This is a genomic window from Streptomyces sp. NBC_01788, assembly GCF_035917575.1.
Taxonomy (GTDB): domain Bacteria; phylum Actinomycetota; class Actinomycetes; order Streptomycetales; family Streptomycetaceae; genus Streptomyces.
In genome coordinates this window covers 5100411-5115123 of record NZ_CP109090.1, presented here as the reverse complement: position 1 = coordinate 5115123, position 14713 = coordinate 5100411, and the positions used below count along the sequence as shown (strand labels likewise).

Below are 14713 nucleotides of genomic sequence, written 5' to 3'. Positions count from 1 at the left end.
GTCGGTATGTCCGCAGTGGTCAGTCCGTGAGCCAGGCCCGCAGACGCTCCTCGCCCGCGAGGATCTTGGCCGTCTCCACCCGCTCGTCGCGCTTGTGCGCCAAGTGTGGGTTGCCGGGGCCGTAGTTGACGGCGGGGATGCCCAGCGCCGAGAAGCGTGAGACATCCGTCCAGCCGTACTTCGGGCGCGGGGTGCCGCCGACCGCCTCGATGAACGCCGCCGCGGCCGGGTGGTTCAGACCCGGCAGGGCGCCGCCGCTGTGGTCGTCGATCACGAACTCCTCCACTCCGCAGTCCGCGAACACCTCGCGGACGTGGGCGACGGCCTCCTCCTCGGTGCGGTCCGGGGCGTACCGGAAGTTGACCGTGACCACGCACTCGTCGGGGATGACGTTGCCCGCCACCCCGCCCAGGACGCCGACCGCGTTGAGGCCCTCGCGGTACTCCAGGCCGTCGATGACCGGATGACGCGGCTGGTACTCGGCGAGCCGCCGCAAGATCGGCGCGGCGGCGTGGATGGCGTTGGAGCCCATCCAGCCGCGCGCCGAGTGGGCCCGCTCGCCCGTGGTCCTCAGCAGCACCCGCAGCGTGCCCTGGCAGCCGCCCTCGACCTCGCCGTCGGAGGGTTCGAGCAGCACGGCGAAGTCGCCGGCCAGCCACTCCGGGCACGCCTCGGCGACGTGCTTGAGCCCGTTCAGCTCGGCGGCGACCTCCTCGTTGTCGTAGAAGACGAAGGTCAGGTCGCGGTTGGGGGCGGGGACCGTGGCCGCGATGCGCAGCTGGACCGCCACTCCGGACTTCATGTCGCAGGTGCCGCAGCCCCACAGGACGCCGTCGTCGTCGAGCCGCGAGGGGACGTTCCCGGCGATCGGGACCGTGTCGATGTGGCCGGCCAGGATCACCCGCTGCGCGCGCCCGAGGTCCGTGCGGGCGACGACGTTGTTGCCGAGACGGTCGACCGTCAGGTGCGGCAGCGCCCGCAGTGCGGCCTCGATCGCGTCGGCGAGCGGCTTCTCGGTGCCGCTCTCCGAGGGGAAGTCGACGAGTCGCGCGGTCAGGCGCGCGGCGTCCAACGTGAGATCAAGCGGGTTATCGGCCATGCGATCGACCCTAACCCGGCGAACCGCCGCACTGCCGCCGCGCATTGTCCACACCTGCCTCACCAGTCCCGCCTGCCTCCAGTACCTTGTAGGCGTGCCGCACCCTCCCCCCTCTTCCAAGCGTCGTGGCCGCCTCCTCCGGTTCGGGGCGGCCTTCGTGGTCCTGCTCGGGCTCGCGGGCTACCTCTCGGTGCAGTACCTCACCGGAGGCACCTCGGGTCCGGGCTGCGAGGTCGTCTCCGGCAAGGGCGACGGAGCGTCGTACCGGTTCACGCCGGAGCAGGCGGTGAACGCGGCGACGATCGCGGCCGTCGGCACCGGGCGCGGCATGCCCGAGCGGGCGGTGACCATCGCACTGGCCACCGCGCTCCAGGAGTCCGCGCTGCGCAACATCGACTTCGGCGACCGGGACTCCCTCGGCCTCTTCCAGCAGCGGCCCTCGCAGGGCTGGGGCACACCGGAGGAGATCATGGACCCCTCCTACTCGGCGGGGATCTTCTACGACCATCTGAACAAGGTGCCCGGCTACACGCGGCTGCCGCTGACCGTGGCCGCGCAGCGCGTGCAGCGCAGCGGCTTCCCGCAGGCGTACGCCAAGCACGAGCCGGACGCGACGCTGCTCGCCGCCGCGCTCACCGGCCGCTCCGGGGCCACGCTGGCCTGCCAGGGCCGCCCCGGCCCGACCCGGTCCAGCGGGCCCGACGCGGTGCGTGCCGCGCTCGTCCGGGACTTCGGCCGGGACGTGGTGCAGGAGGCGGGCGCGGAGGTCGGCGGCACCGCTTCGCCAGCGCCCTCGCCCACGCCGACCCCGGTCGCGGGCGGGGAAGGGCGGACCGTGACGGTGCCCGTGCCCGACGACACGGCCGCCGCCGGGCGCAGCGCGCGGCAGCGGGGCTGGCAGTTCGCGCACTGGGCGGTGGCCAACGCCTCCGCGCTGCACATCGAGCAGGTCTCCTACGGCGGCTGGCAGTGGAAGGCCGGGATGACCGACAGCCGGTGGCGGGCGGCGCAGACGCGGGGTACTGCGGGAGCGGAGCGGGCGGCGGGCTCGGTGCACATCACCACGACCGGGCGTTAGTACGACTCGTCACCCTGTGGCGTGAGTGAAGCTTTTCCGCGTACCTGATAATGCGACGCGTTACCAACTCTTTACGTTGGCCCGCCGCAACCTTCGCGGACTTCGAGCGGTAGTCAGAGCGTCCGTTCCCTCCGTCGAAGGAGCAACATGTCCCTCCCCCTGACCCGCCGGATCGCCCGTGCCGCGCTGCTCGTCGCTGCGGGAGCGGCCGCCGGGGTCGGTGCGGCCGGTGCCGCCAGCGCTGCCCCCGAGCTGCCCGCCGCCCCGAACCTCGGCGGGCTGACCGCCCTGGACTCGGCGAGCGTCGGCAACACCGTGGACGGTGCCGCGCAGCACGTCACCGGGGTCGCGGGCGACTCCGGCGGCAAGGTCGTTAAGCAGGCGGCGCCGGCGGCCCAGAAGGCGGCGGGCGGCGCGGCGGGGTCCGCGGGCGGGCTGCTCGGCGGCGCCGCGCAGACGGCGAAGAAGGGCGGGCTGCCGACGCCGTCCCTGCCGGTCTCCGGCCTGCCGATCGGCTGAGCACCGCGCGCACGACCCGACGGGGTCCGGGGGTTTCCAAACCCCGGACCCCGTCGTCGTAAGGCTTCGTCGCCGTGCCGGCGCGGGTTAGCCGTCGCCGGCTACCCGGCCAGGCGCTCCACGGCCGCGCGGACCCGCTCGTCCGTCGCCGTCAGCGCGACGCGTACGAAGTCCGCGCCCGCCGGGCCGTAGAAGTCGCCCGGGGCGACCAGGATGCCCCGCTCGGCGAGGTCGGCGACCGTGGTCCAGCAGGACTCGTCGCGCGTGGCCCACAGGTAGAGGCTCGCCTCGCTGTGCTCTATGCGGAAGCCGTGGGCGAGCAGGGCCCCGCGCAGGGTTTCGCGGCGGGCGGCGTAGCGCTCGCGCTGCTCGCGGACGTGGGTGTCGTCGCCGAGGGCGGCCACCACCGCCGCCTGCGTCGGCGCCGAGGTCATCATGCCGCCGTGCTTGCGGATCTCCAGCAGCGGGCCGAGGACGGCCGGGTCACCGGCCAGGAAGGCGGCGCGGTAGCCGGCCAGGTTCGAGCGCTTGGACAGCGAGTGGACCGCGACGATGCCCTCGTACGAGCCGCCGTTCACGTCCGGGTGCAGGACCGAGACCGGGTCGGCCTCCCAGCCCAGCTCCAGGTAGCACTCGTCGGAGACGACCAGCACGCCGTGCTCGCGGGCCCAGGCGACGATCCTGCGCAGCTCCTCCTTGGGCAGCACCTGACCCGTGGGGTTGGAGGGCGAGTTCAGCCACAGCAGCCGCAGGCCCGCCGGGTCCAGCTCCGTGGGGCCCGGCACGCCGACGCCCGGTGTCGTCGAGTAGACGAGGTGGTCCGCGCCGGCCAGGCGGGCGCCGACCTCGTAGGTCGGGTAGGCCAGGCGCGGGTACGCGACCTTGTCGCCGGGGCCGAGGCCGAGCTGGGTCGGGAGCCAGGCGACCAGTTCCTTGGAGCCGACGATCGGCAGGACGTGCCGGTGGGTGACGTCCCGCGCGCCGAGCCGACGCTCGACCCAGCCGGTGAGCGCCTCACGCAGTTCGGGCGTGCCCCACACGGTCGGGTAGCCCGGGGAGTCCGCGGCCGCGATCAGCGCCTTCTGGATCAGATCGGGGACCGGGTCCACCGGAGTGCCGACCGACAGGTCGACGATGCCGTCCGGATGGGCTGCGGCCGTCTTCTTGTACGGCTCGAGCTTGTCCCAGGGAAAGGCGGGGAGCCGGTCGGAGAGTGCGGACACGGGGATCAGGCTCACTTTCTGGTCCGGAAAACGCCTCGGTCCCGTGCGGCGAGCGGAGCGCTGGAGTGCGATCAGGCCGTACGGGACCGAGGCGGCGCGAAGACGGGCCGCTGTTACTGGTTCTGCGGCGGCAGCGCGGCGATGATGGGGTGGTCGCGCTCGATCAGCCCCAGCTTGCTGGCGCCACCGGGAGAGCCGAGCTCGTCGAAGAACTCGACGTTGGCCTTGTAGTAGTCCTTCCACTCCTCGGGAGTGTCGTCCTCGTAGAAGATCGCCTCGACCGGGCAGACCGGTTCGCAGGCTCCGCAGTCGACGCATTCGTCCGGGTGGATGTACAAGGACCGCTGGCCCTCGTAGATGCAGTCGACCGGGCACTCCTCGATGCACGCCTTGTCCTTGACGTCGACACAAGGCTGCGCGATGACGTAGGTCACGCTGTCGTTCCTCCTCGATAGGGCGCCGGCGGGCCTCCACAGGCTCCGCCGCCTGGCGCGCGGGAGCGCGGCGTCGTCGATGCCCGCCCCTAGTATCTCCGTTCCGGGGCATGATCCGAACAGGAGGGGTGAACAGACCTGTGGAAATATCGGCAACAGGACGCCTCGAGGTCCGTATCACCGCTGCTGATGTGGGCAAACGGGTCTCAATTCGGCGCTTGAGCGAACCTGGCGCGCCGGGTGAGAAGTTCACCGACACGGTCGGAGTTCTCACATCATGGGACCACGGTGTGCTGCTGATCACACGGAAGAGTGGCGAGACCGTACAGGTCGCCGAATCCTCCCTGGTCGCGGGCAAGGTGGTACCGGCCGCACCGGCCAGGCGGCGGGGTCCGGCGGCCACGTACGAGGAGCTGGCACGTGTGGCGGCGCGGGCCTGGCGGCCGGTGGAGAGCGAGCGGCTGGGCGACTGGGAGCTGCGGGCGACCGCGGGATTCACCCGGCGTGCCAATTCAGTGCTGCCGCTCGGCGATCCCGGGCTTCCGCTCGACGCGGCGCTGGATGCCGTACGACGCTGGTACGGCGAGCGTGGCCTGCCCGCGTACATCCAGACGGCCACCGGCGCCGAGGGCACGCAGGAAACGCTGTGCGCGGAGCTGGAGCGGCGGGGCTGGGTGCGCGAGGTGAGCGCCGAGCTGTGGATCGGGGCGCTCGCGCCGGTCGCCGACCGGGCCGAGGGCTCCGGGGTCGTGCTGTCCCGCACGGCCGACGAGGCGTGGCTTGCGCGGTATCAGCGCAAGGGGGTGAGCGAGGTGGCCCTGAAGGTGCTCGGCAGCGGGCCGTCGGTGTGGTTCGCGACGGTTCCCGGCGAGGGCGGTGTTCCGGCGGCGATCGGACGGTGTGTCGTCGACGGCCGCTGGGCGTCCTTCGCCGCCGTCGAGGTCGATCCGGCGCTGCGGCGTCGGGGCCTGGCCACCACCGTGCTCGCCGCGCTCGCCGGCCGCGCCCTCGACGAGGGCGCCTCGGCGGCCTGGCTCCAGGTCGAGACCGGGAACGACGCGGCTCGGGCGCTGTACGCCGGGATGGGCTTCGGCGCGCACCACGCGTACCACCACTACCGCGCCCCGGAGCCCGGCGACGGCGGACACCCGCGGCCGTCGCCGGCGGAACCGGAGCCTCGGTCCCCGCGGAACTCCGGCGCTGGTCCGTCGTAGGGAGCGTCGTGAAAGGGCACGAGCCTGCTATGAGTCCCCCGCATCCGCCGTCTCCGGAACGGGCCGCCGCGGTGCGCCGGCGGTTCGGCGAGGAGGCGCGGTCCGAGCGGCCGGACCTCGCGGCGCTGTGCCTGCTGATGGGTGCGGCGGCCGACGGGGCGCTGGACGAGGCCGGCATGGACGCGGCGCAGCAGGAGCTGGACCGGCTCGCCGGGGAGCTGCCCTACCGGCCGGGCGGGCCGCGGGAGTGGGCGCGGGCCCTGTGCCGGCTGCTCGGCGAGCGGTACGGGTTCCACGGCGCGGCGGCGGACTACCAGCGGCTGGAGTCCTCCCTGCTGCACGAGGTGCTGGTGCGGCGGCGCGGGCTGCCCATCCTGCTGTCGGTGGTGTGGATGGAGGTCGCGCGGCGGGCCGGGGCCCCGGTGTGCGGGGTCGCGCTGCCCGGGCACTTCGTCGTGGGGTTCGGGGCGGCGGAGGAACTGGTGCTCGCGGACCCGTTCGACGGGGGCCGGGTGCTCACGGGGGCGGACGCCGACCTGCTGGTGGCCGGGGCGACGGGCGCGCCGCTGGACCCGTCGATGCTGGTGCCCGCGACTCCGTTGGAGGTCGTGTCCCGGATCCTGAACAACATCCGGGCCTGGGCGGCCGTGCGGCCCGAGCGGTCGGACGTGGCGCTGTGGGCGGTGGAGCTGTCGCTGCTGCTGCCGTCGCATCCGGCGCGGTTGCGGTACGAGCGGGCGCAGCTGCTCGTGCAGCGGGGCGACTTCGTGGGCGGGGCCCGGGAGCTGGAGGCGTACGCCGAGGTGCTGGGCGCGGTGGACGAGCCCGCGGCCGAGCAGGTGCGGGGACAGGCGCGGGCGGCGCGGGCCCTGCTGAACTGAACCTCGCGGGCCGGTTGAACCGGACCTGCCGGAAACGCCCGCGGAGCCGGCCTACAGCCAGCCCTTCTCCCGCGCGATGCGCACCGCCTCCGTCCTGTTGCGCACGGCGAGCTTCTGGATCGCGGTCGACAGGTAGTTCCGGACCGTGCCCTGGGACAGGTGGAGGGCGGCGGCCAGCTCGGCGTTGGTGGAGCCGTCGGCCGCGGCGCGCAGGACCTCGCGCTCCCGGTCGGTCAGCGGGTTGGCGCCCTCGGCGAGGGCCGCCGCGGCCAGCGTGGGGTCGATGACCCGCTCGCCCGCGAGCACCTTGCGTATCGCCGCGGCGAGCTGCGCGGCCGGGGCGTCCTTGACCAGGAAGGCGTCCGCGCCCGCCTCCATGGCGCTGCGCAGATAGCCGGGGCGGCCGAAGGTGGTGAGCACGACCAGTTTCACCGCGGGCAGTTCCTTGTGGAGCCGGGCGGCGGCCTCGATGCCGGTGCAGCCGGGCATCTCGATGTCGAGCAGGGCCACGTCGACGCCGTGGGCGTGCGCCGCCGCCACGACCTCGTCCCCGCGCGGCACCTGGGCGACGACCTCGATGTCGTCCTCCAGGCCGAGCAGGGCGGCCAGTGCCTCGCGGACCATCGACTGGTCCTCGGCCAGGAGGACCTTGATCGTTCGGCTCATGCCGGGGATCCTACGTCCGCGCGGGAGGCCAGAGGCACGCGGGCGACGAGCCGGAAGCCGCGCCTGACGCGTCCCACCTCCAGCTGCCCGCTCACCTTCTCCAGACGCTCGGCCAGGCCCGTCAGACCGTTGCCGGGGCCCTTGGCGACGCCGGTGGTGCCGCCCGAGCCGTTGTCCTCGACGCACAGTTCGAGGAACGGCCCGTCCAGGGTCTGGCGGCGCACCAGGCCGACGGCGCACCGGGTGGCGCCGCTGTGCCGTACGACGTTGGTGATCGCCTCGCGCAGCGCCCAGGCGAGCGCGGACTCGCTCTCCTCCGTGACGCCGTGCAGGTCGGGCTCGGCGGGCACGTCGGCGACGACGTCGGCGGCCGTCAGCGCCACCTGGGCGCCCGCCAGTTCGGCGTGCAGGCGGGGGCGCCGGTAGCCGGTGACGGCCTCGCGGACGTCGACCAGGGCCTGGCGGCTGACCTGTTCGATGTCGGCGACCTGCTGGGCCGCCTTGCCGGGGTGGTCGGGCAGCATCCGGCCGGCCAGCTCGCTCTTCAGCGTGATCAGCGACAGGGAGTGGCCGAGCAGGTCGTGCAGGTCGCGGGCGAGCCGCAGCCGTTCCTCGTTGGCGGCGAGCTGGGCCACGGTGGCGCGGGCCTTGCGCAGGTCGACCGTGGTGCGCACCAGTTGCCGTACACCGGTCATGGCGAAGCCGACGAGCGTCACCAGCAGGAACAGGGTCCACTCCCCCTGTGCGCCGGTGTGCTGGGCGACGAGCAGCATCACCGCCGTGGTCAGCGGGATCGTCCAGTAGGCCATCCGCAGCGGGTTCGTCGCGCCGCAGGCCACGGAGACGTACACGAACAGGCCGATCCACTGCGAGCCGAGGGTCAGGCACAGCACGACGGCGAGGACACCGAGCGCGGCGACGAGGCAGCCGACGACGCGCCCGGAGAACGGCCGTCCCATGTTCCGGTAGACCAGCGCCAGATAGGTCCCGGTGAAGGCCGTGAGGCCCGCCCAGCCGGCCGCGGTGGCGGCGGTCGTGTGAGCGCCGGAGACCAGGTCCCGCACCGGCGAGCTGAGGAAGATCAGCCAGGGCAGGATCCACACCAGTTTGCGCAGCGCCTCGCCCCTGTTCCGGGGTGGCTCCCCCATGCGCATCAGCCGGTCCGCCCGTGCTTCGCCGGGCCGCGGGTCTTCCGTCATGACGCTCACGCCTTCAGCGTGTCCTTCCGGTACAGCCAGGCCGCGCCGCCCGCGAACAGGGCGAAGAAGACGACGAGGATGGCGAGGTCCTTCGCGTGCGGGGCCTGGCTCTCCTCGATCGCGCGCCCCAGTGCAGCGTACGCGTGCGTCGGCAGCCACTCGGCGATGTTCTGCAGCCACTGCGGGAAGGTGGTCGAGGGCATCCACAGACCGCCGAGCATGGACAGGCCGAAGTAGATGATCATCGTGATCGGGCGGACCGCGTCCCCGCTGGCGAGGTAGCCGATGGCGACGCCGAGCGCGGCGAAGACCAGGCTGCCGGCCCAGATCGCGCCGGTGAGGGCGAGCCACTGCCAGGCCTCCAGACGGACCTGCTTGACGGCGGCGGCGACCACGAAGACGACGACGATGGACGGCAGGCTGACCACGGCGGCGCCGGCGGTCTTGGCGAGGACGTAGCCCCGCCCGGGCAGTGAGGTCAGCCGGAGCTGCCGTACCCAGCCGCTCTCGCGCTCCTTGGCGATCCGCTCGCTGTTGCCCATGAGCACGGCGGTGAGGGCGCCGAAGGAGGCCATGGAGACCATCATGTACGTCGGGACGGTCAGGCCGGTGCCGTCGACCTTGGTGACGCCGTCCGCCTTGCCCGCGATGATCAGGAAGAGGATCGAGGGGTAGAGCACCGAGAAGAACAGGAACTTGCGGTTGCGCAGGGCGCGGGTGAGTTCCAGTCTGATCAGACTGTTCACGACTGCTTGGCCTCCTCGGCCTCGGTGATGGCGACGAAGGCCTGCTCGAGTCCGAGCCCGGCGACTTCGAGGTTGCGGGGGTAGACGCCGAGCCCGTACAGGGCGTGCACGGTCTTGTCGGCGTCGGAGGACTGGATGCGGACGGTCTGGCCGCTCACGGTCATCGAGGTCAGGAAGGGCAGAGCGCGCAGCACGGCCTCGTCGATGTCGCCCTCCAGGTCGAAGGCGACCCGCCGGGCCCCCGCCTTCGCCTTGATCTCGGCGGCGGTGCCGTCGGCCAGCAGCCGTCCCCGGTGCAGGACGAGCACCCGGTCGGCGATGGCGTCGGCCTCTTCCAGGTAATGCGTGGCGAAGAGGACCGTACGGCCGTGGTCGGCCTGTTCGCGCATGGTGGCCCAGAATGCCTGGCGGGCGGAGACGTCCATGCCGGTGGTCGGCTCGTCCAGGACGATCAGGTCGCTGTCGCCGGCGGTGGCCAGGGCGAAGCGGACGCGCTGGGCCTGGCCGCCGGAGAGCTTGTTCACCTTGCGGTCGGCGATCTGGGAGATACCGGCCCGGGCCAGCACGTCGGCGGTCCTGAACCGCTTGGGGTGCAGGTCGCAGGCGAGCCGCACCAGTTCGGCGACGGTGACGTCCTCCATCAGCCCGCCGCTCTGCAGCATGGCGCCCACGCGCCCGGCGACGATCGCCTCGCGCGCGGTGGTGCCGAAGACGCTGACGGTGCCGCTGTCGGCCTGCCTGAGGCCGAGCAGCAGGTCGAGGGTGGTCGACTTGCCGGCGCCGTTCGGGCCGAGCAGGGCGACGGTCTCGCCCGGATGCAGGGCGAGGGTCAGCCCGTCCACGGCCCGTACGTTCCCGTAGGTCTTGGTCACCTCGTCGAACCCCACCACCGTGGTGGTGCCGGCTCGCTCCGCTGTTGTCGTCATGCCGGACATGCTGGCCGACGGGCGGGGATGCCGGGCAGTGTCGCGGGTCCTGACTGCCGGATGACAGATGTCATGTTCGCGAGGTGACAGGGCGAGGGAGCGGGAGCGGGAGAAGGACGAGAGGGCACCCTGTCCTTGCCGGACGGGGTGCCCTCTGCCGCTGCTGCGGTGTCTAGCTGGGGTCGGTGTCGATGACTCCCACGCGGTTGGTCTTGCTCATCAACGCCGGGCGCAGGGCGCCGATCACGTCCTGGACCGTGACGGGGGTCTTGTCACCGGTGGCCCTGGCGATCGTGACCCCGTCGAAGGTGTTGCCGTACAGCTCCTTGAGCGCCGCCTCGTCGTAGGAGTCGACGAGCTTGCCGTCCACGGCCTTGACCCGCAGGAACTTCCACAGGGAGTTCTGCGGGCTGAACTCGATGAAGTGCGTGGCGTCCGTCCTCGCGATGACGTTGCCGGACATCGCCGGCTCCGCGAACTCCTTCATCATCCGGTCGACCTCGGCGTTCGGGACCGTCGGCTGCTGGGTGACCGTGGGCAGCTGGACCGGCGTGGCCGAGCCCGTCTCCACCTGGACGCGGTACGCCTGCTGGACCAGCTGGATCGAGCCGCCGACGTCGATGCCCTTGCCCGGCTTGCCGTACACGGGAACGGCCTTGCCTGACTGGAACTTGATGCCGCCCTCGGTCATCGATCCGGCGCCGCCCGAGACGCTCTGCAGGGCGACCTGGAGCTTCTCCTCGTCGACCGGCATCTGCGGCTGGATCACCCGGTGGTTGCCGAACAGCGAGCCGATCACCGACACGGGGTTGTAGTCGCTCGTCGCGGCCGCGCTGGCGGTGGCCTGGGTGTCGAACTGGAGCCCGGCCTGGTCCGGCTTGAGGGTCACGGACTTGCCCTCGACCGACAGCTTCAGCGGCTGGTTCACATGGCTGCCGAAGGCGTCGTCGAGTTTCTTGACCGCGTCGTCGCGGGTGCCGCCGCCGATGTCGACGCCGAGCACGGTGGTGCCCTTGGGCACGTCGGAGTGGTTCATCAGCAGCCCGGCGCCGTAGGCGACACCGGCGAGACCGATCACGGCGACGCCGAGCAGGACGAGCTTGTTGCGGCCCTTCTTCTTGGCCTTGGGCGCGGTGGCCGCGGCGGCGCTCTGCGGGGCCGGCTGGGACAGTCCGGGCGGCGTCTGCGTCTGAGGCCCGCTCCAGTCGGCCTCCGGCCCGAACGGGTCCGGCCCCGGCTGTATGACGGGCATGCCGCTGGTGACGGTGTTCCCGGAGACGTTGTCCGGCCGGGCGCCGTAACCGGGGGTGCCCGGCTGGGGGGACTGCTGCTGCGGGGTGAGGACGGCGGTGTCATCGCTCAGAGGGCCGCCGGGGTGCCCCGTGCGCGCGCCGGGGACTCCGCCCGGGCGTCCCGCGCCGCCGGGTCCGCCGCCCGCGGGCGGCCGCAGCGACGCGTCGCCGGTGACGGGGCCGCTCGTCGGGCCCTTGGGGCCCTGCGGACCGCCCGGCGCTCCGGGGACGCCCTGGCCGTTGTCGGAGAAGTACGCCAGGTCTTCACGGCGCGGCTGGCTGTGCGGGCCCGCGCCCAGCGCCTCGGTGACGTCGAAGGACCCGGTGCCGCCGCCGTGGCCAGGGGCGACGGGGCCGCCGGTGACCCCGGGCAGCCCGGCGCCGGGCGAGCCGGGCCGGGAGCCGCCCGCCGCGCCGGGCAGGTTCATGGCGCCGGTCACGCCGCCGGGGCGGCCCCCGCCGGACGAGCCCGGCCCGGAGGAGCCGGCGCCCACGGGCCGGGGCACGGAGCTTCCCGGGCCGGAGGCACCGGGGCCGGGCCCGATCGCCGCGCGCGCGCCCGAACCACCCGGCAGTCCCGCGCCGTTGGTGGAGCCGCCGCCCTGACCGCCTTTGCCGGCCTGGGGCTTGCGGGGGGCGAACCAGTCGCTGGTCGGCTTCTCCGCCGCGGGCGCCGCGGGCTCGGCGGGCGGTTCCGGGGCGACCTCGGGCGCCGGGGCGGCCGGCTGCTCGGCCTCGCCACCGATGTCCTCGGCGTCGCTCTCGGACCCTTCCGAGGAGACGGGCGTCCGCACGACGACCGGCGGAATCGGCCGGGATCCGGGGATGTTGATCCGGATCCGCGTCGTCAGCGTGGTCTCGGTCTTGCGTTCCTCGGGCTGCGCGGCCGAACGGCCCGCGTCCGCTCGGTCGTCGGAGACCGCCGGGATTCCGTACGGCGGGGTTCCCGAGGGGTAGGCGGCTCCGCCGCGCCCGTTGGGCCCGGACGACGGAGTGTCAGTTTCACGACTCAAGGCAGGTTCTCCCGATTGGCTCCGCCGCACGTTACGACCTCAGTGCGGGCGGCTCGGCGGCGCGCGCACCACCATACTGGCCGCTCGGGGCCCTTATCCCGGGACCGCTGGGTAAACCCCTAGTGGACCCCTGCCGGCACCCCGGGAAGAAGTGGTACGTCACTTGCCAAGTCGGGCGTCGTCGCCGTGCGGTTGCCGTCTCGGAGCCAAGGTGGCACAGATCACAGCGACGGCCATGCCGCCGAGCAGGAAGAGGTAGGAGCCGCTGTCGGCCGCGAAGAAGAAGTCGCCTTCGGGCCGGCTGGCGGTGAGCACGAACACGGTGACGACCCAGCCGGCCGCACCCGCCACGGCCCCACCCCGGCTGCGCGCGGCCCGCGCCCCGCCCAGGAACAGCCCGGCGGCGCCCGCGAGCGCGAGCAGCAGCCCGCCGGGGAACCAGGCGGCCTGCACCAGGGCACCGGCGACCGCGACCACCGCGCCGAGCAGGAAGAGTCCCACGTACGCGGCGACCCGCCCGGCGGAGGGCGGCTTGAGGGGCTGCGCGAGCATGGAGCCCCCTCCCCCTGAACTCATGACGCCTCCTTCTCCGTGCCGGCGAACAGATCGGTCTCCCGCTCCCCCGGCGCGGCGACGGGTTCCCCGCGCACCAGCTCGTAGAACTCGGTGGTGAAGACCGGCTGGGCGAGCCGGTTGGACAGGGCGAAGTACGGCTCGGCCATCTCGATCTGGGTGGCGTGCGCGCGCATCGCGGCGGCCTTGGCCGCGGCGTACACGCCGCCGTCGATCGCCGTGGTGACCCGCTCGTCGCCGACGACTCCGGGAACGTCGTCGATCGCCGCCGGCTCGTCGAACGGCAGCCCCGCCAGATCGTCCTTCAGCCGAGCGAAGGCGGCCTCGGCGACCGGGCGCGGGACGCGGTTCCAGTACACCTTGGCGATCCGCCAGGGCTCGCCGAGGTCGGGGCGCACGGCGGGGTCGGCGGCCAGGTCCACGGCGCGCATGGCGACGCGGTGGGCCTGGATGTGGTCGGGGTGGCCGTAGCCGCCGTTGTCGTCGTAGGTGACGAGGACCTGCGGGCGCACCTCGCGGATCACGGCGACGAGGTGCTCGGCGGCGTCGTCGAGGCCGGCCTGCCACAGACAGTCCGGGTCGTCGTTGTCGGGGAGCCCCATCATCCCGGAGTCCCGGTACCGCCCGGCCCCGCCGAGCAGCCGGAAGTCCGTGACTCCCAGCTCCCGCATGGCCGCGGCCAGCTCCTGCCCCCGGTACGGGCCGAGCCCGGCCGCTCCCTCCAGGTGCCGCAGCTCGTCCGGGATGACCTCGCCCAGCTCCCCGAGCGTGCAGGTCACCAGCGTCACCCGGGCACCCTCGGCCGCGTAGCGCGCCATGGTCGCACCGTTGTTGATCGACTCGTCGTCGGGATGCGCGTGCACCAGCATCAGCCGCCGAGCGGCCCGTTCCGTCATGGCCCCAACCCTACGAGGCCGCCGCGGCCCGCCGGCCGCTTCCCCGGCGTTTCAGCGGTCGGAGCCACGGCCGCCGGTGCCGACTGCTCCGCCCGTGCGCCTGCCGGCCGCCGACCCTTGGCCGGAGCCGCGGACGGCCCTGCCGGAGAAGGCACCCATCGCCGCACCCGCCGCGGTCCGGCGCCCGGAGCCGCGGCCGCCCGCGCCGCCGTCACCACCCGTGGGCCGGCCGGCTGCCGCCCGGCGGGAAGCGCCGCGCCCGCCGGACGCGTAGGCGCCGCCGGCCGCCGCCGTCCCGTCCGCGGCCCGCCGACGCCCGTCAGGCGCACATAGGTTCATGGGGACCACAACTGCAACGCCTTCGCCGTAGCGCAGCTCGGCGGCCCGGGGTGGATCAGACGCCCGTGGACGCTCCCGGGTCCGCGCCGGCGTCCGCGGCGGCGCAGCGGGTCAGCACGTGGGTGACGCTGCCGTCGGCCTCTTGGACGTCCCGGACGTGCTCGAAACCGATCCTCCCCAGCAGGGCCAGTGAGGCCGTGTTCTGCGCGGCCACGGTGGCGTGCACCTCCGTCAGCACGAGCGTGCCGAAACCGTGGGCGACGATCCCCTCCGCCACCTCGGTCCCCAGACCGCTTCCCCAGGCCGCGGGGGCCAGCGCGTAGATGATCTCGTGGCCGTCGACAACGTCGCTCGGCTTGATCTCGGCGTGCCCGACCAGGACGCCGTCCCGGCGCACGGCCCAGACGTCGAACAGGTCCTGGGCGTAGACCTTGGTGAAGATCCGCCCGAACATGGCCCGGTCCTGCGCCTCGGTAGCCGGGCCGTCCCCCATCCACCGGGACACCCTGGTGTCCTGGAACAGAGCGACGAAGTCCTCTTCGTCCTCCGGCACGTACGGGTCCAGGACCAGGCGCGCGGTCCGCAGAGTCGGGGTCATGGCCCGGACGGTACCTA

Annotated in this window: 15 protein-coding genes; 4 read left to right on the top strand and 11 right to left on the bottom strand. The window is 73.4% G+C overall.

Features of this window, described 5'->3' with window-relative positions; genetic code table 11:
- Positions 1 to 19 precede the first annotated feature (19 nt).
- Positions 20 to 1099: a succinyl-diaminopimelate desuccinylase gene (dapE, locus tag OIE49_RS23280; protein ID WP_326803976.1), complete on the bottom strand. Its 1080-nt coding sequence runs from the start codon at positions 1097 to 1099 to the stop codon at positions 20 to 22.
- A 94-nt stretch (positions 1100 to 1193) separates the two neighbouring features.
- On the opposite strand from dapE, the gene OIE49_RS23275 reads away from it, so the two are divergent.
- Positions 1194 to 2177, top strand: a complete 984-nt coding sequence (locus OIE49_RS23275; protein ID WP_326803975.1) for a heavy metal transporter — start codon at positions 1194 to 1196, stop codon at positions 2175 to 2177.
- 147 nt (positions 2178 to 2324) lie between these two features.
- Complete coding sequence (locus OIE49_RS23270; RefSeq protein ID WP_326803974.1) at positions 2325 to 2696, top strand: ATP-binding protein; 372 nt, start codon at positions 2325 to 2327, stop codon at positions 2694 to 2696.
- Between the two features lie 101 nt (positions 2697 to 2797).
- On the opposite strand, the gene OIE49_RS23265 is transcribed toward OIE49_RS23270, so the two are convergent.
- Together OIE49_RS23265 and fdxA are read right to left on the bottom strand one after the other, a co-directional pair.
- Entirely contained in the window at positions 2798 to 3919 is a 1122-nt protein-coding gene (locus OIE49_RS23265; RefSeq protein WP_326803973.1) for a bifunctional succinyldiaminopimelate transaminase/glutamate-prephenate aminotransferase, read from the bottom strand.
- 113 nt (positions 3920 to 4032) lie between these two features.
- Positions 4033 to 4353, bottom strand: coding sequence for a ferredoxin (fdxA, locus tag OIE49_RS23260; protein ID WP_100568222.1), 321 nt, complete (start codon positions 4351 to 4353; stop codon positions 4033 to 4035).
- Positions 4354 to 4493: 140 nt separating this feature from the next.
- On the opposite strand from fdxA, the gene OIE49_RS23255 reads away from it, so the two are divergent.
- Positions 4494 to 5567 (top strand): GNAT family N-acetyltransferase, encoded by a 1074-nt coding sequence (locus OIE49_RS23255; protein ID WP_326803972.1) that lies wholly within the window; start codon positions 4494 to 4496, stop codon positions 5565 to 5567.
- 29 nt (positions 5568 to 5596) lie between these two features.
- Entirely contained in the window at positions 5597 to 6448 is an 852-nt protein-coding gene (locus OIE49_RS23250; protein ID WP_326803971.1) for a transglutaminase-like domain-containing protein, read from the top strand.
- A gap of 51 nt (positions 6449 to 6499) precedes the next feature.
- Here the strand turns inward: OIE49_RS23250 and OIE49_RS23245 are convergent, their stop codons facing one another.
- From OIE49_RS23245 to OIE49_RS23210, 8 genes are all read right to left on the bottom strand, one after another.
- Positions 6500 to 7114, bottom strand: coding sequence for a response regulator transcription factor (locus OIE49_RS23245; RefSeq protein WP_326803970.1), 615 nt, complete (start codon positions 7112 to 7114; stop codon positions 6500 to 6502).
- Complete coding sequence (locus OIE49_RS23240; protein ID WP_326803969.1) at positions 7111 to 8313, bottom strand: sensor histidine kinase; 1203 nt, start codon at positions 8311 to 8313, stop codon at positions 7111 to 7113. The genes OIE49_RS23245 and OIE49_RS23240 overlap by 4 nt, the downstream gene beginning before the upstream one ends.
- A gap of 5 nt (positions 8314 to 8318) precedes the next feature.
- The gene (locus OIE49_RS23235) at positions 8319 to 9059 is read right to left on the bottom strand and encodes an ABC transporter permease (protein ID WP_326803968.1); all 741 of its coding nucleotides are present in this window, start codon (positions 9057 to 9059) and stop codon (positions 8319 to 8321) included.
- Entirely contained in the window at positions 9056 to 9985 is a 930-nt protein-coding gene (locus tag OIE49_RS23230; protein ID WP_326803967.1) for an ABC transporter ATP-binding protein, read from the bottom strand. Before OIE49_RS23230 ends, OIE49_RS23235 begins: the two co-directional genes overlap by 4 nt.
- A 172-nt stretch (positions 9986 to 10157) precedes the next feature.
- Positions 10158 to 12290, bottom strand: a complete 2133-nt coding sequence (locus OIE49_RS23225) for a hypothetical protein (protein WP_326803966.1) — start codon at positions 12288 to 12290, stop codon at positions 10158 to 10160.
- Positions 12291 to 12449: 159 nt separating this feature from the next.
- Entirely contained in the window at positions 12450 to 12866 is a 417-nt protein-coding gene (locus tag OIE49_RS23220; protein ID WP_326803965.1) for a DUF6113 family protein, read from the bottom strand.
- Positions 12863 to 13759 carry an N-acetyl-1-D-myo-inositol-2-amino-2-deoxy-alpha-D-glucopyranoside deacetylase gene (gene mshB / locus OIE49_RS23215; RefSeq protein WP_326803964.1) on the bottom strand — a complete coding sequence of 299 codons (897 nt, stop codon included), beginning with the start codon at positions 13757 to 13759 and terminating at the stop codon, positions 12863 to 12865. Before mshB ends, OIE49_RS23220 begins: the two co-directional genes overlap by 4 nt.
- Positions 13760 to 14153: 394 nt before the next feature.
- Entirely contained in the window at positions 14154 to 14696 is a 543-nt protein-coding gene (locus OIE49_RS23210; RefSeq protein WP_326803963.1) for a GNAT family N-acetyltransferase, read from the bottom strand.
- Positions 14697 to 14713: the final 17 nt, after the last annotated feature.

Excerpts from the sequence above, each read along its gene's own strand:
- OIE49_RS23250 (WP_326803971.1), top strand. The coding sequence starts at position 5,597 with ATGAGTCCCCCGCATCCGCCGTCTCCGGAACGGGCCGCCGCGGTGCGC.
- OIE49_RS23220 (WP_326803965.1), bottom strand. The coding sequence starts at position 12,866 with ATGAGTTCAGGGGGAGGGGGCTCCATGCTCGCGCAGCCCCTCAAGCCG.
- OIE49_RS23270 (WP_326803974.1), top strand. The coding sequence starts at position 2,325 with ATGTCCCTCCCCCTGACCCGCCGGATCGCCCGTGCCGCGCTGCTCGTC.
- OIE49_RS23240 (WP_326803969.1), bottom strand. The coding sequence starts at position 8,313 with ATGACGGAAGACCCGCGGCCCGGCGAAGCACGGGCGGACCGGCTGATG.
- mshB (WP_326803964.1), bottom strand. The coding sequence starts at position 13,759 with ATGACGGAACGGGCCGCTCGGCGGCTGATGCTGGTGCACGCGCATCCC.
- dapE (WP_326803976.1), bottom strand. The coding sequence starts at position 1,099 with ATGGCCGATAACCCGCTTGATCTCACGTTGGACGCCGCGCGCCTGACC.
- OIE49_RS23210 (WP_326803963.1), bottom strand. The coding sequence starts at position 14,696 with ATGACCCCGACTCTGCGGACCGCGCGCCTGGTCCTGGACCCGTACGTG.
- OIE49_RS23230 (WP_326803967.1), bottom strand. The coding sequence starts at position 9,985 with ATGACGACAACAGCGGAGCGAGCCGGCACCACCACGGTGGTGGGGTTC.
- OIE49_RS23245 (WP_326803970.1), bottom strand. The coding sequence starts at position 7,114 with ATGAGCCGAACGATCAAGGTCCTCCTGGCCGAGGACCAGTCGATGGTC.